At 56.7% G+C, this 20,783-nt stretch carries 19 protein-coding genes; 7 read left to right on the top strand and 12 right to left on the bottom strand.

Annotation, left to right across the window (positions count from 1 at the left end; all coding sequences use genetic code 11):
* Positions 1-103: 103 nt before the first annotated feature.
* Both RBB44_RS19535 and RBB44_RS19530 read left to right on the top strand, forming a co-directional pair.
* The gene (locus tag RBB44_RS19535) at positions 104-1,072 is read left to right on the top strand and encodes an LLM class oxidoreductase (RefSeq protein WP_306149240.1); all 969 of its coding nucleotides are present in this window, start codon (positions 104-106) and stop codon (positions 1,070-1,072) included.
* 8 nt (positions 1,073-1,080) lie between these two features.
* Complete coding sequence (locus RBB44_RS19530) at positions 1,081-1,899, top strand: SDR family NAD(P)-dependent oxidoreductase (RefSeq protein ID WP_306149241.1); 819 nt, start codon at positions 1,081-1,083, stop codon at positions 1,897-1,899.
* 49 nt (positions 1,900-1,948) lie between these two features.
* On the opposite strand, the gene queF is transcribed toward RBB44_RS19530, so the two are convergent.
* The 8 genes from queF to ispG all read right to left on the bottom strand — a co-directional run bounded on the left by queF (position 1,949) and on the right by ispG (position 9,423).
* Positions 1,949-2,416, bottom strand: coding sequence for a preQ(1) synthase (gene queF / locus RBB44_RS19525; RefSeq protein WP_306149242.1), 468 nt, complete (start codon positions 2,414-2,416; stop codon positions 1,949-1,951).
* Position 2,417: 1 nt separating this feature from the next.
* Positions 2,418-3,146 (bottom strand): 7-carboxy-7-deazaguanine synthase QueE, encoded by a 729-nt coding sequence (gene queE / locus RBB44_RS19520; RefSeq protein WP_306149243.1) that lies wholly within the window; start codon positions 3,144-3,146, stop codon positions 2,418-2,420.
* Positions 3,143-3,529, bottom strand: a complete 387-nt coding sequence (gene queD / locus RBB44_RS19515; protein ID WP_306149244.1) for a 6-carboxytetrahydropterin synthase QueD — start codon at positions 3,527-3,529, stop codon at positions 3,143-3,145. Before queD ends, queE begins: the two co-directional genes overlap by 4 nt.
* Positions 3,522-4,211 (bottom strand): 7-cyano-7-deazaguanine synthase QueC, encoded by a 690-nt coding sequence (gene queC, locus RBB44_RS19510; protein WP_306149245.1) that lies wholly within the window; start codon positions 4,209-4,211, stop codon positions 3,522-3,524. The genes queD and queC overlap by 8 nt, the downstream gene beginning before the upstream one ends.
* 254 nt (positions 4,212-4,465) lie before the next feature.
* Positions 4,466-6,367 (bottom strand): DNA/RNA non-specific endonuclease, encoded by a 1,902-nt coding sequence (locus RBB44_RS19505; RefSeq protein WP_306149246.1) that lies wholly within the window; start codon positions 6,365-6,367, stop codon positions 4,466-4,468.
* Positions 6,368-6,494: 127 nt separating this feature from the next.
* The gene (locus tag RBB44_RS19500; RefSeq protein ID WP_306149247.1) at positions 6,495-7,232 is read right to left on the bottom strand and encodes a DUF429 domain-containing protein; all 738 of its coding nucleotides are present in this window, start codon (positions 7,230-7,232) and stop codon (positions 6,495-6,497) included.
* Positions 7,225-8,127 (bottom strand): pyridoxal kinase, encoded by a 903-nt coding sequence (gene pdxY / locus RBB44_RS19495; protein ID WP_306149248.1) that lies wholly within the window; start codon positions 8,125-8,127, stop codon positions 7,225-7,227. The genes RBB44_RS19500 and pdxY overlap by 8 nt, the downstream gene beginning before the upstream one ends.
* Before the next feature lie 36 nt (positions 8,128-8,163).
* Positions 8,164-9,423 carry a flavodoxin-dependent (E)-4-hydroxy-3-methylbut-2-enyl-diphosphate synthase gene (ispG, locus tag RBB44_RS19490; protein WP_306149249.1) on the bottom strand — a complete coding sequence of 420 codons (1,260 nt, stop codon included), beginning with the start codon at positions 9,421-9,423 and terminating at the stop codon, positions 8,164-8,166.
* 222 nt (positions 9,424-9,645) lie between these two features.
* On the opposite strand from ispG, the gene RBB44_RS19485 reads away from it, so the two are divergent.
* From RBB44_RS19485 to RBB44_RS19465, 5 genes are all read left to right on the top strand, one after another.
* A complete protein-coding gene (locus RBB44_RS19485; protein ID WP_306149250.1) occupies positions 9,646-10,419 on the top strand; it encodes a hypothetical protein in 774 nt (257 codons plus the stop codon).
* A gap of 54 nt (positions 10,420-10,473) precedes the next feature.
* Positions 10,474-11,373, top strand: coding sequence for a 4-hydroxy-3-methylbut-2-en-1-yl diphosphate synthase (locus RBB44_RS19480; protein ID WP_306149251.1), 900 nt, complete (start codon positions 10,474-10,476; stop codon positions 11,371-11,373).
* 117 nt (positions 11,374-11,490) lie between these two features.
* A complete protein-coding gene (locus RBB44_RS19475; protein WP_306149252.1) occupies positions 11,491-12,273 on the top strand; it encodes a 3-hydroxybutyrate dehydrogenase in 783 nt (260 codons plus the stop codon).
* Between the two features lie 36 nt (positions 12,274-12,309).
* Complete coding sequence (locus RBB44_RS19470) at positions 12,310-13,323, top strand: patatin-like phospholipase family protein (RefSeq protein ID WP_306149253.1); 1,014 nt, start codon at positions 12,310-12,312, stop codon at positions 13,321-13,323.
* Positions 13,324-13,769: 446 nt separating this feature from the next.
* Entirely contained in the window at positions 13,770-14,591 is an 822-nt protein-coding gene (locus tag RBB44_RS19465) for a pentapeptide repeat-containing protein (protein ID WP_306149254.1), read from the top strand.
* A 76-nt stretch (positions 14,592-14,667) separates the two neighbouring features.
* Here the strand turns inward: RBB44_RS19465 and trpS are convergent, their stop codons facing one another.
* The 4 genes from trpS to RBB44_RS19445 all read right to left on the bottom strand — a co-directional run bounded on the left by trpS (position 14,668) and on the right by RBB44_RS19445 (position 20,782).
* Positions 14,668-15,747 carry a tryptophan--tRNA ligase gene (gene trpS, locus RBB44_RS19460; RefSeq protein ID WP_306149255.1) on the bottom strand — a complete coding sequence of 360 codons (1,080 nt, stop codon included), beginning with the start codon at positions 15,745-15,747 and terminating at the stop codon, positions 14,668-14,670.
* A 121-nt stretch (positions 15,748-15,868) separates the two neighbouring features.
* Complete coding sequence (murJ, locus tag RBB44_RS19455) at positions 15,869-17,431, bottom strand: murein biosynthesis integral membrane protein MurJ (RefSeq protein WP_209176385.1); 1,563 nt, start codon at positions 17,429-17,431, stop codon at positions 15,869-15,871.
* A 46-nt stretch (positions 17,432-17,477) separates the two neighbouring features.
* Positions 17,478-20,315, bottom strand: coding sequence for a [protein-PII] uridylyltransferase (locus RBB44_RS19450; RefSeq protein WP_306149256.1), 2,838 nt, complete (start codon positions 20,313-20,315; stop codon positions 17,478-17,480).
* Between the two features lie 95 nt (positions 20,316-20,410).
* Entirely contained in the window at positions 20,411-20,782 is a 372-nt protein-coding gene (locus RBB44_RS19445; RefSeq protein ID WP_008192375.1) for a helix-turn-helix domain-containing protein, read from the bottom strand.
* Between the last annotated feature and the right edge of the window lies 1 nt (position 20,783).

Below are 20,783 nucleotides of genomic sequence, written 5' to 3'. Positions count from 1 at the left end.
TCCCGAAATTCAGAATAGTGAAGTCTCAAATATGCTGTTTATGGAGAGAATAAAAGAAATATCTTTAATTTGAACAAGCACTCCATGGGTGAGGATGCACGTCATGCTGAAACGCACCGCAGACGGCGGTTTTCAGTCGCTGAACACCGCCTACAATGCCACCTTCCGGCAGAACAGGATGAGCATCGGCCTCGTCGTGCCGATTGAAAACTATGCCAATAGCGCCGTGCCGACGATGCGGGATCATTTGGATCGGGTAGAGTTGGCGGAAAAACTGGGCTTTGCTGCTGTTTGGTTACGCGATGTACCGTTTGACGTCCCGTCTTTCGGGGATGCGGGGCAGACCTTTGACCCGTTTGTCTATCTGGGAACATTGGCGGCTGTCACAGACCGCATAGCGCTGGGCGTTTCGAGCATTATCTTGCCGCTTCGCCATCCGGCACATGTTGCAAAGGCGGCGGCGACAGCGGATGTGCTCTCTGGCGGCCGTTTGCTGCTCGGGATTGCGTCTGGAGACAGGCCGACGGAATTCCCGGCGTTGAATGTCTCGTTTGAGGCCCGCGGCAATGCCTTTCGTGAAAGCTATGACTACATTCGCCGTATGGCTGATCCTGCTCCGGCTTTCAACAGCCCACTTGGCGCACCATCCGGAGGGATGGACATGCTGCCAAAACCGGTCGCGGGCCGTTTGCCAATGCTGATTACAGGTGGCAGCCGACAGGAGCCGGACTGGATTGCCCATAATGCAGATGGGTGGATGACCTACCCTCGAAACGTTTCGCACCAAGCCGAGGTGATCGAGGACTACCGGCGGCGCGTTGCCGCTGCGGGCTTGGCGGACAAACCGGTCATGCAACCGCTCTATGTCGACTTGCTTGAAGACAAGGACGCGCCACCCCAGCCGATCCATCTCGGCTTCCGGTCTGGGGTTCGGGCGCTGAATCGCTATCTAGGGTCCCTCGAAGAAATTGGTGTGAACCACGTGGCCCTGAATCTCCGGTTCAATCAAGCAAACATCGAGAACACCTTGGCCCGGCTCGCCGATGAGCTGCTGCCCAACTTTCACGCGTGAGGTTACTGATGCAAAAGACTATTCTTCTGACCGGGGCCACTGATGGCATTGGGCTGGAAACGGCAAAGCGGCTTGCCGCGGACGGTCACACGCTGTTGATCCATGGACGAAACCCGGACAAGCTGGCCAGGGTGAAAGCTGATCTGGAGGCTCTTCCGGGCGCCGGTGAGGTTGAGGCGTATGTGGCTGATTTTTCAGATCTGGCCGATGTGAACAATCTGGCCGATACCATTCGCAGCCACCACGATCATCTGGACGTTCTGATCAATAACGCCGGGATCCTTCGCACCCAGGATGCTTTGACCAAAGATGGTATGGATGTTCGCTTTGTGGTCAACACGATCGCGCCGTATCTCCTTACCCGGAAGCTGTTGCCGCTGATGGGGAATGCGGGCCGGGTGGTCAACCTGTCTTCGGCTGCTCAGGCGCCAGTCAATCTGAAGGCCTTGGTCGGTCAACAACGGGCCTCTGATATGGAGGCTTATGCGCAGAGTAAGCTTGCCATCACCATGTGGACACGGGATTTGGCGCGCGAGCTGGGCACTGACGGGCCGGTCATCGTCGCCGTCAATCCAGCCTCCCTTCTTGGCACCAAGATGGTGAAAGAGGGGTTCGGTGTGTCCGGTAGTGACATCGGTGTCGGCGTTGACATCCTGATACGGGCCTCCATGTCCGAAGAGTTTGAAGGCCGGTCTGGAGCTTATTTTGATAATGATTCCGGACGCTTCGCAGACCCGCACCCGTCGGGCATGGATCCGCAGGCCTGCGCAGAAGTCGTTGCAACGATTCGCGATGTCCTTGCGCACGCCGGCCTGCCTGCGAATTAAAGCGCAGGTCGGTCAAGCCTGCCGATCGATTTCTTAAAGGGCTGTCGGACTAGCCGCGGCCCCGGTAAGGCTGTACGCCCTGCTCTGGGATCCAGACCCCCTCCGGGGCTGGGCCGGTTTGGTAAAATACGTCGATCGGAATCCCGCCGCGCGGATACCAGTATCCGCCGATCCGCAACCACTCAGGATCCAGCAGATCAACAAGGCGCTTGCCGATTGAGACCGTGCAGTCTTCATGGAACGCGCCGTGATTGCGGAAAGACCCCAGGAAGAGTTTCAGCGATTTGCTCTCGACCAGGAAGTCCTTGGGCACATAGTCGATGACAAGATGCGCAAAATCCGGCGCGCTGGTCAGAGGGCACAGAGAGGTAAACTCAGGTGCCACAAAGCGGACCATGTATTTCGTGCCGGCTTGCGGGTTTGGAACCTTTTCCAGAACAGCGTTTTCCGGGCTGTCGGGCAGCTCTGTCGATGCGCCGAGCTGGGTGAGGTTTTCGTATATGGATTTGTCGCTCATATCAAACGCCTCTCAAGTTGCCCCAGATCAGGGTATGCAGCTGCGGCAGGACCGTTGGTGTGTACCACCGGTCACCAGCCACTTTGTCCACCAGCCAACGCATCCGGTCCATGATGCCGGGCATGTCGATCGGAGCATCTGTTGCGGCCGGTGACGGCGGCGTGTGGTTGCCGGGCTGCAGATAAAGCGGCAGCTCCGGATAGCGCGCAGCAAGATCCTTGGCGTAGTCGTAGTCCGCGTCATCGAAGATCACGGTTTTCAAGACTGTCTGGGTGTCTGCTCCGGCCGCCTCGACACATTCCGCGAGTTTTTGCCAATCGGTGTCCATGCCGCTGGAGGGCGGCTTGGGGCTCAAGGTCAGGACATCGAGTGCTGCAAACCAGTCCTTTGCAATGCTGCCCTGTGTCTCCAGGGCAAAACGATAGCCTTCCCGCCTGCCGAGCTCGATTAAAGATCCAAGTGGCTGGATCGCCGGATTGCCCCCGGACAGCGAGACCATCAAAGGCTTGCCGCCGCTGAGGATTTCGATCTGCATCAGGATTGCCTGCGGCGTCATCGGGTGCCAGTCGTCCCGGTAGGCGCTGTCGACGGCATGCAGTGTATCGCACCAGCTGCAGCGGTAATCGCAACCGCCTGTGCGCACAAATATTGTCGGCTGACCAATCAGAGCACCTTCACCCTGGATCGTTGGTCCAAAAATCTCATTGACCCGAATTTGTCCAATGCTCATTGGCGGGCCTCCACCGGGATATAGGTCAGCGGCCGGTACTCGGCGCATGTTTTGGGTGTTTCCTTGACCCGGACAGCTGTCGTCTCTGGCCATTTTTCTACGCACCAGTCGAAAAGATGCTTGGCGAGACGCTCCGCAGTGACACAGTCATCGCCAAGAACATCGTTGAGATGCCGGTGATCGAGCGTGTCGTCGATATAGGTCTTCAGGGACTTCAGCTCATTGTAGTCCCGTACGAAACCGATTTGATTGAGCTCAGAGGACGCCAACTCGACTTCGACCACGTAGTTGTGGCCGTGAAACCGGGCGCAGGGATGATCATCCGGAAGACCGATCAGCTGATGCGATGCGGAGAAATGAAATTCCTTGGTGATCCTATACATTGCAGGCCCCTTTCCAGAAGTCGGGGTCGGCATAGGTTGTTGGATCGTCCACCTTGGCAAGGTGGAAGGCTTCCCGCCGCTCGACACAGGTGCCACAGCGTCCGCAGTGGATCTCACCGCCTTTGTAACAAGACCAGGATTTGGTGTGGTCTACTCCCAGCTTTGCGCCCTCGGCTGCGATATCGGCTTTGCTGAGACGCACATAAGGCGTGTGGAGCTTGATCTCGCCCATGCCTTCCAAAGCATGGCGCTGCATTTCTTCAAAGCTTTCGGTGAAGGCGGGCCGGCAATCCGGATATATGAAATGATCGCCGCCATGAACGGCCGTTGCGACGGCCTCGGCGCCGCGAGCAGACGCAATTCCAAAGGCGATGGTCAGCATGATCGCGTTGCGGTTGGGCACAACGGTGATCTTCATGGTGTCTTCGGCATAGTGGCCGTCAGGCACATCAATGTTGTCGGTCAGCGCCGAGCCGGTCAGCTGGCGGCCGATGTTCGTGATGTCGATCAGGATGTGCTCGGTGTTGAGCGCATCGGCACAGGCTTTGGCATAGTCCAGCTCCTTCTTGTGGCGCTGGCCATAGTCGAAGGAGATCAGGCCGATCAGCTCGTTTTCTTGCGCGATTTTGTGCGCAAGGGTGACGGAATCCATTCCGCCGGAACAGATGACAAGTGTTTTCAACGTATTGGTCCCTTGTTTTCGCTGTGGACGTTCGTTGAAACGCCCGTCACCGGGTAGGCTGCGACCGGTGGCCTGCCGTTGAAGCAAGCGGCGCGCCTTATAACAGGCTTGCGCAAAAAGGGAAGAGACTTTGGTTCCGGCACCGGTTGAGATGCCGACAAAACTGGGCCGGGTACTCTCGGTTCATTCTGGTTAGAACGCCCAATCAGTAACCCGGTCCTACATTTTCGGACGACCGCGAAGAAGTCCTGACACTAGATCGCGATTTGGGTTGCGCTTGTTATTTCACGAACCTTGGTCTTGATTGTCTCCCGTCCTAGGCTTTCAACACTCAAAGTCGATAGAAGCGCCTCGTTTTGGGTGATATCCGCGTCCACATATGCGTCAAAGCCAAGTCCTGTCCGGATTTCCAGCTCATGAACAGAAATCTGGAACAACCGAAATGGATCGAAGTCAAGCGTTTCCAGATCACTCAGCAGGTCGTTCTGGGAAAGCACGAAGCAGGCGGCTGTCGGGTTGCCGTCGGCACCGCGATAGGCGACCAGTTTCCAATAATCCCGCGGGATCCGGGCGCCACGGTACTCGATGTCCTCGTCCGAAAAGACGGGACCTGAGATCACCGATACACGAATGTCCTGATCGGCAGCCTGTTCCAGGATTATGTTTTCAAGGCGTCCCCAGAGCCCGCCAAGGCTGGACCGGTTATAGCGCTCGTGTTGCGGGGCAATGTTTGTGTAGTAGTAGGAATCCTTGTTGGCCTGGCGTGCTTCTGGCACCGGCCCCCAGGCCAAATCAGCCCTTCGCGCGATGTGCCCGCGATCCAGCTTGTTGTCTTCATAAAGACTGTTGTTCCACTGCAGACCACTCTCGATCCTCGGATCTTCCTTGAAGCTGTGACTGCCCAAGGTCACTTTTCGCGCGCCGTCGACGTTCCACGCCACAAAGCGGGCCATGCGCCGTTTTGCGCTCAGGCATACGGAGAAGTGGGTATAGGGAATTGTCTGCTTGCGGCCAAAATTCACCGCGTCCCGTTTGACGGCGGTCGACATGCCGGGCATTGGAGCATGGAAGCCAAGGAAGTCGGTATCGTAACCAGAGCGAGCTCCAAAGGCTTCCGCCACATCACCTGGAACGCGATTTGTTTCCGGAGGCGTCAGAGAGAACCTGAGCTTGTTCATGACGGAGGCTGGGTAACAGGCAAGCGCATGTTCGTCCGGGTTGTCGCCAGTCTCGCCCGCAAAATGCAGGCCTGCGAAGATGTCTGTTGCCTTTTGTTTGTCGACGATCATCCATGCACTGCCGGAGTCGCCGCCCATGCTGATCTCGTTGTTCGGTGCGGGTTTTTTGGGGTCCGGTGCGATCTCAAAACAGCCGATTGCTTTTTCGCCCACATGACTGCCGTAATTAATTTTCGCGATGACGTCGGTCCGTCTGACTATTCCGTAGGTCGTATTGGTTGTCCGCCCTGTCTTGACGACTTTGTCGTCGAGCTCAACCTCTGCCATTCTCTGCGGTGCAACGCCGAGGTTATGGATCTCTGGATCAAATTCGCGGTCCCGCAGGCGGGAGATGGCGCAATCGCCCGCGATCCCAAGATGACTCCTTTCCAAGTCGCCGCAATAGTTGTATGCGATGTTGTTGTCGTCATGCGGCCCGGGCTGAACGATCGGGTCTCCTATCTCGCCCGTGGGTCCGTGAAGTACGTGCCAGTTGGAGAGAATGCATGCAGCCCCGGTTTCGTCGTCGAACACGATCATGCCCAGTGTGCCCGCGGTGCCATCCACGTGAGAAACGCTTGCCCCCGGGACAACCGGATCGAGTCTTGTTTTCAGGACGGACTGGGTCTCCGGACTGATGACCTGATAGGACGGTTTGAACCCGCGTTCCACGACATCGGTCGGGATTGTAATGCCTTCAAAGGCGATTGTTTTTGGCAATTCCTTTGTGCCCAGGGCTTCCAGCCCCGACACTTCTGCTTTCTGACCAACTGTGAACACAACACTGACTTCGCCGGTGTTGTTTTTCCGGCCTATTCCGATGGATGTGACGTTCGGATCGTCAAGGTAACCGCTGCCGCGCGTTCTGATGAATTTGCGGAGTATGTGCTGAGTGGACTCTGTGTCGGATTTACCTGCAGTCTTCCGTTTTTTGGCCATGGTTCACTCCAAAAAAACATTGGAACTCACCCGGTATATAAACGTGATATCGAATTTCCATCAACTTAAGATATAGGAATTTTGAAAATGTCACGAAATTCAATCATTGATTGATCTTGAGGGTGTGTCAGGCCCAGATCGCCATGCGCAGGCCTTTGCCGTCGCGCTGATAATTTTCAGGAAACGGTTCGGCCTGCCTGTTGAAAATCCGCTCTGCAATCAGGCTGTTGGCTGCCGCGTCAAGGAGATCGTCGCGGCCACACCCCCTTGGAGACTTTTGATCCAGGAAGGGTTTTGGCAGGCCTTTGGAGACGAGTAGGTCACGGCGCTGATCCAAGCCTTCCGGGTTCGCGCGGCTCTTGACCTTCTTCGGCAGGCTCATTTCGGCCTCCCCGTTCAAACGCCAAAAGGCGAGCTCCGGATGCACTTCATGAACCCGCTCTTCCAGTGCGGGTGTCATCAGGCCGTCGATTTCACGGATTTTGGGGTACAGATAAAAGCATTGCTTTGAGACCTTGCGGGGTGGGCTGGAGGTTTTAAGCGACGTTTCACACGAAGCTCTGTAATCCTCTTCGTAGACCGCAGCGCGCGACGGCACGGAAAACACAGAAGACTGCCGCATTCCAAGGTGCTTTCTAGCAGCCTTTTCAGCCCCCCTGCCATCTGGTCCAAGGAGGTCCGGCAACCCGATCGGCATGTCGACCGCAATGATCTTCAAATCGGGCTGGACGGAAAGAAGATCCGCAAAGTGTTCAAAAAGCTGAAGTTTGAGATCTTTGGGATCGCTCAGGTTTCGTAGAACTGCGATCCAGCCGGCCCGGCAGCCGTCAACACCGGCGACCCAGGTCCCGGCGCGCTCAGGCACGGACCTTGGCTTCCATAACACGCCGGGAAGTGACCAGCGCCATGGCTCGGACTACGGACTGTTGTTCATCGGCAAAGAGGAGCTCATCCGCTCCTTTTTTGACGCTGCGCGCGACAAGTTCAAAAACGGAGGCGGAAGCGCGCTTTACGGCCTCCTCATCGTCCAATCCAGCGAGCCGGTTGATTAAAAGCAGACCGGCTATCAGATCACCCGTACCGTGCGGCGGGTTGGCAATTGCTGCATGTTCAGCGGCAACGGCGCCTCTTGGGCCGGCGAGCAGATTGGAGATCGCGTTGCGGCGCAAGGCCGGTGCCGACGTCACCAAGACGCGCTCGGTGCCCAAATCCCGGGCCGCCGATAGAGCCTCCAGCTCGCTGGAGATTTCTCTGCCGGTTAACCAGCCAAGTTCAAAACTGTTTGGGGTGACGATATCGGCCAGCGGAACCAGATGGTCCCGAATGGCTTCCGCAGTTGCTTCAGGAACGTAAAGCCCGCCTCCCGAAGCAGACGTGTGATCGCCCATCACCGGATCGCACAGATAAGGCGCATCGGGGTTGGCGGTTTTGACCGCCTTAATCAGATCCGCAATTGCGGAAGCCTGATCCGGGCTGCCGAGATACCCGGTGATGATACCCCCGATCTCGCTAAGCTTCGCCGATCCTGCCAGATCGGAAGCGATTGCGGAAAAATCAGCGGTTGGCGGGACAATCCGCGTTCCCTTGCCGTGTCCCGGGTGCCAAGGCAGCAAGATGGTCGGAAGGAACCAGACATCATGACCGTTCCGCTCCAGTGCAAACGTCAGACCGCGGCCGGATATGCCGCCGCGTACCACTTGAGATGTGATGACAAGGATCGGTTTTGTCACTGGTTCGGATCCGGCAGGCGACTGCGTCATAGGCGGCTTTCAATTGAGGGTTCGCCGGATTGGCGATCAGGCGGCATCGGTGCTGGTTGTTTTGCCGTCACCATAGCGCTTTTCGATGTATTCCAGCACCATTTGCTTGAACTCATCCGCGATGCCCTCGCCACGCAAGGTGGTGGCTTTCTCGCCGTCAATGAAAACGGGCGCTGAGGGTGTTTCGCCTGTTCCGGGAAGCGAAATGCCGATATCGGCGTGTTTGGATTCGCCCGGGCCATTCACGATGCAGCCCATGACGGCAACGTTCAGGCTTTCAACGCCCGGGTACCGTTCACGCCACTTCGGCATTGACACCCGAATGTGGTCCTGAATGTCCTGCGCGAGTTCCTGGAAGACCGTGGAGGTCGTGCGGCCGCAACCCGGACAAGCTGCCACCACCGGCACGAATGCGCGGAACCCCATCACTTGCAGGAGTTCCTGCGCGACCTGGACCTCACGGGTCCGGTCACCGCCCGGCTCTGGTGTCAGGGACACGCGGATCGTGTCGCCGATACCTTGTTGCAGCAAAATTCCCATCGACGCTGCGGAGGACACAATGCCCTTGGTTCCCATGCCCGCCTCCGTCAGGCCGAGGTGCAAGGCGTAGTCACAGCGGCGGGCAAGGTCGGCATAAACCGCAATCAGGTCTTGCACCTGGCTAACCTTGGCCGACAACAGGATCTTGTCCCTGCCCATGCCAAGGTTTTCTGCACGCTCCGCCGACAAAAGGGCTGATTGGATAATTGCCTCGCGCATGACCGCGTTTGCCGATACAGGCGCTTCGCTCTCTGCATTCTCGTCCATCAGCTTTGTCAGAAGCTCTTGATCCAGCGAGCCCCAGTTGACGCCGATCCGCACCGGTTTGTCGTGCTTTTGGGCGATATCGATGATCTGGGAAAACTGCGTGTCGCGCTTGGCCTTGAAGCCAACGTTGCCGGGGTTGATCCGGTACTTGTCGAGAGCTGCAGCGCAGTCTGGATAGTCGGTGAGGAGCTTGTGGCCGATATAGTGAAAATCGCCCACCAGAGGCACGTTCACACCAATGCGGTTGAGCCGTTCCTTGATATGCGGGACCTGGGCGGCTGCTTCTGCACGATCGACAGTGATCCGAACGACTTCCGAGCCTGCCCGCGCGAGCGCCGACACCTGCGCGACTGTTGAATCCGCGTCTGCGGTATCCGTGTTGGTCATGGACTGAACCACGATCGGCGCGCCGCCTCCGACCATCACTGAGCCGACTTTTACCCCAACTGATTTGCGGCGCGGTAGGGGAGTTGCGAAATCATCAATCATGGCAAGGCCAACCGGTTGTCGTTCATGCGTCCCATATGTGGGAGTGTGCCTGGGTTTTCCAGCGCATCAATAGGGTGTCTGCAAAAAAAGGGCAATGGCAGCGCGCTCGGTGGAGGCGGAACTTGCGCTTGTTGTCATTGCGTGCGTGCGGTTTGCCCCATATGACAAGCAAGATTTTGGCGGGGCATTGGTCCCAACAATAGTAACGTGGCGGGTTCGACAATGCTCAAACGGTTGCTGAGTGACGCGGCATCACTGGTCTTCGGACATCTTGAAACAGTCTTCAAGGTCTGCGGCGCCTGGTTTTTGATCCAGTTTTTGATTTCAATTCTGATTCTGACTGCGACCGCCGGTGTTCCCGCCGATGCCGAAACATTGCCGCCAGCTGCAGGCTTGTTGTTGATGACAAGTACTCTTGTCGCGCTGATCTCATCTGCATCCATATCCGTTGCATGGCACCGGTTTGGCCTTCTTGGTGAAAGGGTCGGCAACATCTATCTGCGCTTTGGCAAAATCGAAATCCAGTTCATCTGGCGGATGCTTCTGATCGGCCTGTTTGGGTTCCTCGTTTCTCTGCCCCTCGTTTTTGTTGCCTTCATGCCGTCCGACTCCGCATCTGGCCTGGCAATCGTTGCACTTGTTCTGGGGTTTGCGCTCGTCATCATGCCGTTTTTGATGCGGCTTAATCTGGTACTGCCGGCGACGGCGATCGAACGGCCGCTGGGATTTGGCGAGGCCCTGAGGATCGGCAAAGGGCTCGGATGGCGGATGCTATTGGCAATCGTGGTTCTGTCCCTGCCCTTTGTCCTTGCAACGATGGGGCTTCAGTGGGTCCTTACAGTCGTGTCGATCGGGCTGCCTGCCTTGTTCATCCAGATCAAGGTCATGATCTTGAATGTGTTGTTGCAGATCATCGTGACCGTGCTTGGGATCTCAGTCATCACAGCGGGTTATCGCATGGCCATGGAAAGACAGACGCAAGCGCCGCAAAACTAGCGGATCGTCCGAAAAGACCTATCTTGGGTGAGAACCGGAATTCGAGGGGAACCCATGTTTATCACCGTTTTGGAACGGTCGCTTTCACTGGCGCAGCACAATATTGGTACGCTGTTCAAGACCGGCTGGGCCTACATTCTGGTGCTGGTCGCGCTCAACTTCGCGATCGGGTCTTCTTTGATGCCGAGCGGCGGGTTCAGCACCATTTCCTATATGACCGAACCGGTTGAGACGGTGGACGAGGGGGCACTGAGAGCACTTGCGGCCCTTGCGAACCTTTTGGTCGGGTTCTCGATTGCCATTGCCTATGTTCGCAAGATCCTGATTGATGCGCGCGACTTCCCTCTGTTTGTGGGGCCCAGAACGTTCAAGGTGATCATCAACATGATTGTTTTGAACCTGATCGGGTTCTTGTCTTTGATCCCGCTCGGGATTGCCGCCAGCATCCTCGCTGCGATTACAGGTGGATTGGGCGCAATCGCGTTTCTAGCGGCGCCCTTCATCGCGCTGATGGTGACCCAGAAGTTCTCTCTCGTTCTGCCGGCTGCTGCCGTTGATGATCCCCTTACTTTCAAGGAAAGCTGGCGCGCCACCAACGGGCTTGGTTGGCCGATGGCGTTTGCGGCGCTGGTGATGAGCTTGCTTGCTGCCGTTCTTGTCGCCGGCGTCGGCCTGGTCCTGAGCCTCATGGAGAACTTTCTTGCCGCCAATGTGTTCTGGCAGCAGATCCGGTCAGCCGCTTTTCCAATGGCGACGATGCTGATCACTGTATGGGTCTTCGCCAATCTTCATGCAACGTTTTATGGCATGGTCCGTGAGCGATTTGCTGCCCGCATTGGCTTGCGGGCCGAAGACCTGAAGCAGGTTGAAGAAACCCGAAGTGCCGCCGACGAAAAAACGCGATCAAAGGCGCGCAAGGCCCTAGCCGGAGCGCAAAAAATGCGCCGCCGTTGAACGTGATTGACCTAAGTCAGCGGTTTCAGGCGCGAATTTCGATTCTCATGTTGCAGTGCGGCGATAACTGGTCAAAAGTCCCGCCAGACGTTTCATTCATTTCGGGAGGATTTTCTGATGCTCGCCAATAAGACAGCAGTTGTTACAGGGTCAACGTCCGGGATTGGCCTCGGTTGCGCCCGCGCCTTCGCTGAAAAAGGTGCCAACGTGGTCATCAACGGTCTCGGCGATGCCGATGAAATCGAAAAGACCCGCGCAGCCATAGAAGCTGATTTTGGCGTGAAGTGTGTCTACTCATCGGCCAACATGTTAAAAGGCGATGAAATTGCCGGAATGATCTCTGACACTCAGAAGGAATTCGGGTCTGTCGACATCCTGGTGAACAACGCAGGCATCCAATATGTCTCCCCGGTTGATGAGTTCCCGATCGACAAATGGGACGCCATCATTGCGATCAATCTGTCTTCTGCCTTCCATGCGATCCGCGCGGCGGTGCCGGGAATGAAAGAAAACGGTTGGGGCCGGATCATCAATACAGCCTCCGCGCACGCTCTCGTCGCGTCCCCCTATAAATCTGCTTACGTTGCCGCCAAGCACGGCATTGCCGGCTTGACCAAGACAGTTGCGCTCGAAGTGGCCGAGCAAGGCATCACCGTTAACGCGATCTGTCCGGGTTATGTCTGGACGCCACTGGTTGAAGCCCAGATCCCGGACACTATGAAAGCACGGAACATGACCGAGGAAGAGGTCAAGAAAGATGTGCTCTTGAAGGCCCAGCCAACCAAGAAATTCGTCACCATCGAACAGGTCGCCGGATACGCTGTCTTCTTGTGCTCCGATACGGCGTCTTCGATTACCGGTGCCATCATGACGATGGATGGCGGCTGGACCGCTCAGTAAGCCAATAGACACAAGCCCGCAGGAGCGAAAAGAGCCATGTCAGATCCAAAGAAGATCAATCTGGCTTTGCAAGGGGGAGGCGCGCATGGCGCCTTCACCTGGGGTGTGCTCGATTGGTTCCTGGAAGACAGCCGGTTCGAACTCGACGGGATCACCGGGACATCTGCCGGGGCGATGAATGCGGTTGTGTTGGCCAGCGGCATGGAAGCTGGCGGGGAAGAGGGCGCGCGTGCAACGCTGGAAGCCTTCTGGCGCGAAGTCAGCGCAGAGGCGCGCACCAGTCCCATCCAGCGTTCGCCGCTGGATGTGCTCCTGGGCCATTGGAGCCTCGATTATTCACCGAGTTATCTCTATTTCGATGTGCTCTCGCGGTTCGCTTCGCCCTATGAATTCAACCCGCTGAATTTCAATCCCCTCCGCGACATCGTGGAACGGACGGTCGATTTTGAAAAGGTGCACTGCTGCTCCGGTCTGAAGCTGTTCATCGCAGCCACCAATGTCTTTACAGGCAAGATCCGAGTATTCAGCGAGAAGGAAGTGACGCTTGATGCGGTGATGGCTTCTGCGTGCCTGCCACAGCTCTACCAAGCGGTGGAGATCGATGGAGAACCCTATTGGGACGGTGGGTTCATGGGCAATCCGCCGCTCTATCCGCTGTTTTATGAAACCGAAACATCGGATGTCGTCCTCATTCAGATCAACCCGATCGAGCGGCGTGAAGTGCCCAGGACGGCTCGCGAAATCGTCAACCGTCTCAATGAGATCACCTTCAACTCCACGCTCTTGAGGGAACTCAGGGCAATCGACTTCGTCACCCGCCTGATCGAAGAGGGCAAGCTGGACCGCAAGGAATACACCAAGGTGCATCTGCACCGGATTGCGGCCGAAGAACTGAAACCTCTTCAGGCCTCGTCCAAACTGAATGCGGAGTGGGATTTTCTCACACATTTGCGCGACGTTGGCCGTCAGACCGCCAAAGAGTGGCTCGACCGGCACTTTGACGATATTGGCGAGCGCTCCACCATCGACCTGCGCAAGGAATTTGCGTGAGCGCCGGCAAGGTAGAGCACGTCGCTCGTTAACCCATCGTTCAGGATGTTTGCAACGCGCCTTGCAAATTGCAATGCGCGAGACCTGAACAATCTCTAAACAAATTCAGTATCTTGTGATTGCGAGTACCGCAGGTTCTAGATCTTGCGTGTTTGAATAAAGAAACCAATTGGCAAGCCTTTTGCTGCTTATTCGGCACGCTGATTGTCAGGTAGTGCGTCGTCAGCGACATTGTGAATGGAAGAAGCAGGCACCTGCGACCCCGCCTGTTTCTTCCGTTCCGATCTATTCGCTTCCGGCAAGGGAAGCAGTTCGCATACAATCTTCATGGTTTTCAGCTTTATTGAGTTCAGCTTACGATCCCGATTATAGAGATCGTGACGTTCCTGGCCTTTGAACCGCCGCAGATCGCACTTATGTCAAGGGTTATGAAAAAAGGATCGGTTATGAAAAAGTCGGTTTTCAGCTATTTGGCAGCGAGCGCGGTCATTGTCACCTTGGCACCGCACGTTAGCGCGATGGAGTTGGATCCGCGCGTTCCACAAATTCTCGAAGACGGCGGCTGCCCGCGGTGTAATCTATCTCTTGCGACTTTGCGTGGGATGGAGCTGGAGGGCGCTGACTTCCATCGGGCCAATCTGCGTGAGGTTGATCTCAAAGAGGCCGTCATGCCGCGATCGAACTTTGAACGATCCGATTTCCGGCGAACCGAGGCCGAACGGGCCGATTTTTCGGCGAGTGATTTTGCTGGTGCGTCGATGCGGGCCGTAGATCTGGAAAAATCAAACCTCAACAGTTCGATTTTCCGCGATGCAGATCTTCGCGATGCGGACTTGAATGCAGCTGTCATGACCGGCTCCACGTTCGAGGGTGCAGACCTGCGCAATGTGACTTTGATCCGCGCTGTTGCTCAGAACACATCGTTCAAATCCGCCAAATTGGACAACGCCAACCTGGAGCGGATGGATCTTTTGAATTCCGTCTTTCAGGGTGCTCGCATGCGCAATGTCAAGCTGGACCGTGCCCAGGCCGTCAATGCGGATTTTTCAGGAGCGGATTTGTCCGGGGCTCGCTTGGTCAGCACCAATTTGAGCGGCGCTAATCTGACAAACGTGGATTTCGACGGGGCCTTGTTGCGGCGGACGCGGCTGAAAGGTGCGGATTTGACGGGAGCTTCCAATCTCGACCCAAGCCGGATCATTGATGCTTGCGGCGATGAAAACACAAAGTTGCCAGACGGCATTACGCTGGAGCCGTGCTCCTACTGAGTTCTCCGCAGCGAGCGAAACCAAAAAAGGCCGGTGTTCGACGCGAACCCGGCCTTTTTCTTATCGTCAGTTGGTTTTACCGGACGTCCAGAAAACCAATGATCTTGCGCACATCCTTCAGAACGGGCTCGGCAATCGCAGAAGCGTTTTCCGCGCCTTCCTTCAAGATCGCATCGATCTGAGCCGGATCGCCGGTCAACCGCCGCATTTCGTCCGTCATCGGAGCAAGCTTGGCAACGGCGAGATCTGAAAGCGCTGGTTTGAACGCAGAGAACTGCTGTCCGCCATACTCTTTCAGAACATCGTCTTTGGACATGCCATTGAGAGCCGCAAAGATGCCGACAAGGTTGTCAGCTTCCGGCCGGCCCTCCAGGCCATCGGTCTCGCTCGGCAGCGCGTCCGGATCGGTTTTTGCCTTTTTGATCTTCTTGGCAATTCCGTCCGCATTATCCTTCAGGTTGATGCGCGATAGATCTGAAGGATCGGATTTCGACATCTTCTTCGTGCCATCGCGCAGCGACATGATCCGGGTGGCCGGACCGGCAATCATCGGTTCGGTCATCGGGAAATAGAGCTCTTCCGGCAATTCGGGAGAAGGTGTCGGGTTTGGAATGCCAATCCCGAGTTCCTTGATCCGGGCGCCAAAGTCGTTGTTGAACTTCGCCGCGATGTCCCGGGTCAGTTCCAGGTGCTGTTTCTGGTCATCGCCCACCGGAACGTGGGTCGCGCGGTATGCCAGAATGTCGGCCGCCATCAAGTTCGGGTAGGCGAACAGGCCGACAGAAGCGTTTTCCTTGTTCTTGCCTGCCTTTTCCTTGAACTGGGTCATGCGGTTGAGCCAGCCCATCCGGGCAACGCAATTGAAGATCCAGGCCAGTTCCATGTGCTCACGGACCTGGGATTGGTTGAAGATGATCGATTTCTTGGGATCAATCCCGGCCGCCATATAAGCGGCCGTTACTTCACGCGTTGCGTTTGTCAGTTCACTCGGGTCCGGAAAACCTGCTGTAATCGCGTGGGAGTCCACGACACAGAAGATCGCAGGCATCTGGTCTTGCAGCGGAACCCAGCGCGACACGGCGCCAAGGTAGTTGCCAAGGTGGAGATTGCCTGTGGGCTGAACGCCGGAAAAGACACGGGGCTGGAACGCCGTCATTTCATATCCCTTATTGGTGCGGCCGGTTGGAAGGGCGCTGTGAATGTTTTGGGCGCGACGGGTGTAGGCCTCAGCGTGCTTCGATGCAAGCAAAGATGCCGTTCAGACAAGCGTTTGCGCGTCAGGTGTTGCGCCGCTTCAACGATTTCGCAAGACCAACCAGATCGCTGCCGCCGCTGATCTGCGCAAAAAGGGCGAATACGGCAATACCGATCAGCACCAGGGCTCCGAGGCTGGCGACCCTTATCAAAAGCCATCCATCCTTCAGGTAAGGCGCAAGGGCATCTGCTGCGAAATGAATGACAAGCCCCATCAACAGGCTCGCCAGAAGCACCAGCATCAGTTTTCTCAAAACCGTGGTGTCCGGGGCGAAATGTCCCCGCTTCCAAAGAACGATAACCAGGAAACCGGTGTTCACCCAACCGGCAATCGTGGTTGCCAGCGCGATCCCGACATGCTGCAGGAAGGGAAAGAAGGCGATCGACAAGGCAACATTGACCACCATTCCGATCGCCGCAAACTTCATCGGAGTTTTGGTATCTTCGCGGGCAAAATAGCCTGGCGAGAATACCTTGTTCAGGACAAAGGCAGGCAAGCCGAACGAAAATGCCATCAAGGCTGCTGCCGTTCCTTCAACAGCGGCCTCATCGAACCGGACCCTCTGAAACAGCACCGAGACGATCTCGTCAGGAATAACCGCCAGCGCGACAGCTGCGGGCAAAGTCAGAACTAGAGAGAATTCCAGCGACCGGTTCAGAGTCTTTTGGTAAGCGGCTGTTTCGCCGGAGCGGAGCTGCCGGGTCAGGCTTGGCAACAGCACCACGCCGAAGGCAATCCCGATGACCCCAAGCGGTAGCTGATACAGCCGGTCAGCGTAGTAGAGCAAGGCATTTGCCCCGTCCTGCATCGATGCAATCACCTGTCCGACCGCGATGTTGATCTGTGTGACGCCTCCCGCAATCACACCTGGAATGCCAAGCACTAGCAGGCGTTTGGCCGATTTTGTATAGCGCGGCCGGTAAACGGGAATGCGGAAGCCAAGACGCTTCAGATCAATCACCACCACGGTCAGCTGAACGATGCCGCCGAACGTGATGCCGAGTGTCAGGATGATGCCAAGAGTTGTGCTGTCTTCGACGCCCCAGAACAAAACACCGCCGAGGACCAGTCCCATGACCACATTCAGCATGACCGGCGCAAAAGCGGCGGCCGCAAAGCGCTGATAGGTGTTCAAAATGCCGCCAATGAAGGCGAGCATCGACATGAAAATCAGGTACGGAAAGGCGATCCGCGACATCAAAACTGTCAGATCGAACTTTTCCGGATCAGACACGAAGCCCGGGGCCAAAGCCCAAACAACAAAGGGCATGAAGATCTGGGCGAGTGCGGTCAGCGCGAGAAGGCAAAACAGCAAGGCCGATCCAATTTCACCGGCAAAGCGCCGGGCGCCCTCCTCGCCGTCTTCTTCGACAGTGCGCCCAAAAAGCGGAATGAAGGCGGAGTTGAACGCACCCTCGGCAAACAACCGGCGGAACAAGTTCGGCAGCCGGAAGGCAACCACGAAAGCATCGGCCACCGGACCCGCGCCGACTGCGGCCGCGAGCAATACGTCCCGGACAAAACCGAGAACACGGCTCATGAGAGTGGCGCCGCCGACAGTTGCGAAATTTCGAACCAGGTTCATGCCAGCGGGGCTCCAGACACGGTGTACTTCTTTCTGAGATAGCCGCTCAGGACGCCTGACGGCGGACTTTGCGTGCAACCGGTGCGGCCGGATCCAGTTCCACTTGGCCTTCGACAGCAGCTTCCAGGCGTTCGCGAATGATTTCCTGACGGCCAATATTAGCGATTTTCTGGCCTGTCAGATCGGTCACATAAAACACGTCGACCACTTTTTCACCGAAGGTGGAAATATGCGCCGAACCGATGTTGAGATTGAGCGTCGCGATGGATCGGGTGAGGTCGTAAAGCAAACCCGGGCGGTCAAGGCCGGACACTTCCAGAACCGTGTAGTCATCGGACAAAGTGTTGTTCAACAGTACTTCACTGGCCACCTTGAAGGCCTTCATCCGGCCTTTCACCGATCCTTTTTTCGCAACCGGTTCTGGTATTCTTTCATCACCGCGCAGCGTTTTTTCGATCAATGCGGTAATGCGCTCGCCGCGGCGGCGTTCATCGTCGTCGCCCGGCAGCTCGCGGCCTATGAAAATCGTATCAAGGGCAAAACCGTCTGTTGTTGTATCGATCTGTGCATCAACGATATTCGCCCCGGTCGAATAGCAGGCGCCGGCAATCACCGAGAGAAGACGCGGATGATCCTGTGCCATTATTGTGAGTTCGGTGACCCCTTCAAAGGCCCGTGGCGTCACATCGAATGAGAGTTGTTCGCCATTTTTATCTGCCTTGTGAAGCAGTTCGGCATGGGTCTCCAGCCGGTCCGGTTCTGTTCGCAGCCAATATGCCGGATAATGACGGTTTAAATAGGCCTTCCGGTCTTTGTCCGTCCAATGCCCGAGCCGCGAGACCAGTTCTTCCTTGGCTTGGGTGATGGCTTGACCGTGGGACATCTTGGAATGCCCACCTGTCAGGTGCGGTTCGGTGGCGTAATAGAGTGTTCTGAGAAGCTGCCCCTTCCAGCCATTGAAAACACCCGGTCCAACGGCGCGAATGTCCGCGACGGTCAGGATAAGGAGCAGTTTCAAACGCTCATGAGATTGCACGGTATGGGCAAAGTCGGTGATTGTCTTGCGGTCCGACAGATCGCGCGACTGGGCAATCGTGCTCATGTCGAGATGGTGTTCAATCAGCCAGGCGACAGTTTCGGTTTCCGCTTCGTTCAACCCAAACCGCGGGCAGAGCTTGCGTGCCACCTTTGCGCCGGCAATGGAGTGGTCCTCCGGGCGTCCCTTGGCGATGTCATGCAGGAACATCGTGACATAAAGCAGTTTGCGGTTCTGCAACGTGCGGATCAGGTCCGTGGATAGGGGATGATCTTCGCCAGAGTCGCCGCGCTCGATCTCGGCCAGAACGCCGATTGAGCGGATCAGGTGTTCGTCGACCGTGTAGTGGTGATACATGTTGAACTGCATCATCGCGACGACCTTGCCGAACTCGGGTACAAACCGGCCGAGGACGCCGGTCTCGTTCATCTTCCGCAAGATCTTTTCCGGATGATTGCGCGATGTGAGCACGGACAAGAACAATCTGTTCGCTTCCGGGTCCTTGCGCACATCGTTGTTGATCAGTTTCAGCGAATGGCGGATGAGCCGGGTAAGGCGCGGGTGCATGTTGTAATCATGCTTGTCTGCAAGTTGAAACACCCGCAAGAGGTTGACCGGGTCGGTCTCAAAGATGGTGTCCGCAGTCACACTCAGCCGGTTGTTCTCAACCACGAAACCGGGTGCGCCCTTGACGGGCTGCGGCGCATTGTTGTCCGACCGGCCAACACGAAAGCGCCGCATGATGCCCGAAATGCCGCGCCCGCGCGGGTCTTTCACGTGCTCGTCTTCCAGGGCGGCACACAGAATGCGCGTCAGGTCGCCAACTTCCTTGGCAATCAGGAAATAGTGCTTCATGAAACGCTCGACATCCTTCATGCCCGGATGCTGGGTGTAGCCGAGCCGCACTGCGATCTCGCGTTGAACATCAAAAGACAGCCGCTCTTCCGGGCGGCCGGTCAGGAAATGCAAGTGACACCGGACTGCCCAGAGAAAGTCCTCGGCACGGCGGAACCTTGTTCTTTCGGCCCGTTTCAAAACGCCGATTTTGACCAGCTCCGACTGGCTCGACACCTGATAGTGATATTTCGCGATCCAGAACAACGTGTTCAGATCCCGAAGGCCCCCCTTGCCCTCCTTGATATTCGGCTCGACAAGGTAGCGCGACGTGCCCTGACGGCGGTGCCGCTCGTCGCGTTCCTGCAGCTTGGCGGCGATGAATTCGGAGCTGGTGCCTTCCACGACTTCCTTTTGAAAGCGGGCAACGAGATCCTCGAAAAGCTCTCCGTCGCCCCAGATGTGGCGGGCCTCCAGAATGGCCGTGCGGATCGTCATGTCCGCCTTTGACAACCGGATGCATTCATCGATGTTGCGCGTTGCGTGGCCGACCTTGAAGCCCAGATCCCAGAGCATGTAGAGGATGTACTCAACGATCTGCTCACCCCAAGGGGTCTGCTTGTAAGGCAGCACAAACAACAGATCGATATCAGAGCCAGGCGCCAGTGTGCCGCGTCCGTATCCGCCAACGGCGACGACCGACATGCGTTCGGCTGCCGATGGGTTCTTGATCCGGTAGACGTGGTAAAGCGCGAAATCGTAGATTACCCGGATGATTTCATCCTGGATGAAAGACAGGCGCTGGGCGCACAACAGGCCGCCGCCATCATCGGCTAATCTGTCTTCGGCAATTTTCCGGGCATCCCGAACTGCGGTTTTCAGCTCGCCCAAAACGGCGTTGCGGACCTTGGGATCAGACCCCTCACCATCGGTCGCCTCAGTCAGCGCTGTCAGGCGCGTCCGCAGCGCATCGGCATCGATCAATCCGGAGTGGTCGTCTTGGGTGGATGTCATACCGATCTCAAACTTCCAAAATAGGTCATTGCCGAACTGCGGCGCGCGCGGTTTATAGCGCCTTGATAATAAGGGCGGGTAAATACCGATGCACGTCAGATGTCGTCTTTTACGGCGGCAACGCGCAGTTGGTGCAGCAGCCCTTCGAGAGAGGCATCGGAAAGGCCGCCGATTTTCAGCGCGAGTTGATTGGCAAGTTCCGTTGCCTTGGGGTTCATGCCGGCAGTGTCGATGGTGATCCGCGGGTCGGAGAGTTCCGCAAGCCGCTGGATTTCCTCAGCTTCATCCCAGATCACGTTGAAGTAGGCAATGATCCTTTGCACCAAGAACCAGGTTGGTTTGCCGCGCTTGCCATGTTCCAGCGCAGACAGATAGGCACTGGAAACGGACAGGGCCGCTGCCATTTCTTTCAGGGAAACACCCTGTTTCGTTCTGAGTTCACGGATTTTGGCCCCAAGAGGTGTCACG

Origin of the sequence: Roseibium sp. MMSF_3247 (genome assembly GCF_030733765.1) — a bacterium.
Taxonomy (GTDB): domain Bacteria; phylum Pseudomonadota; class Alphaproteobacteria; order Rhizobiales; family Stappiaceae; genus Roseibium.
Note: the sequence above shows the minus strand (reverse complement) of the source record. Positions and strands in the feature narration are given on the sequence as shown.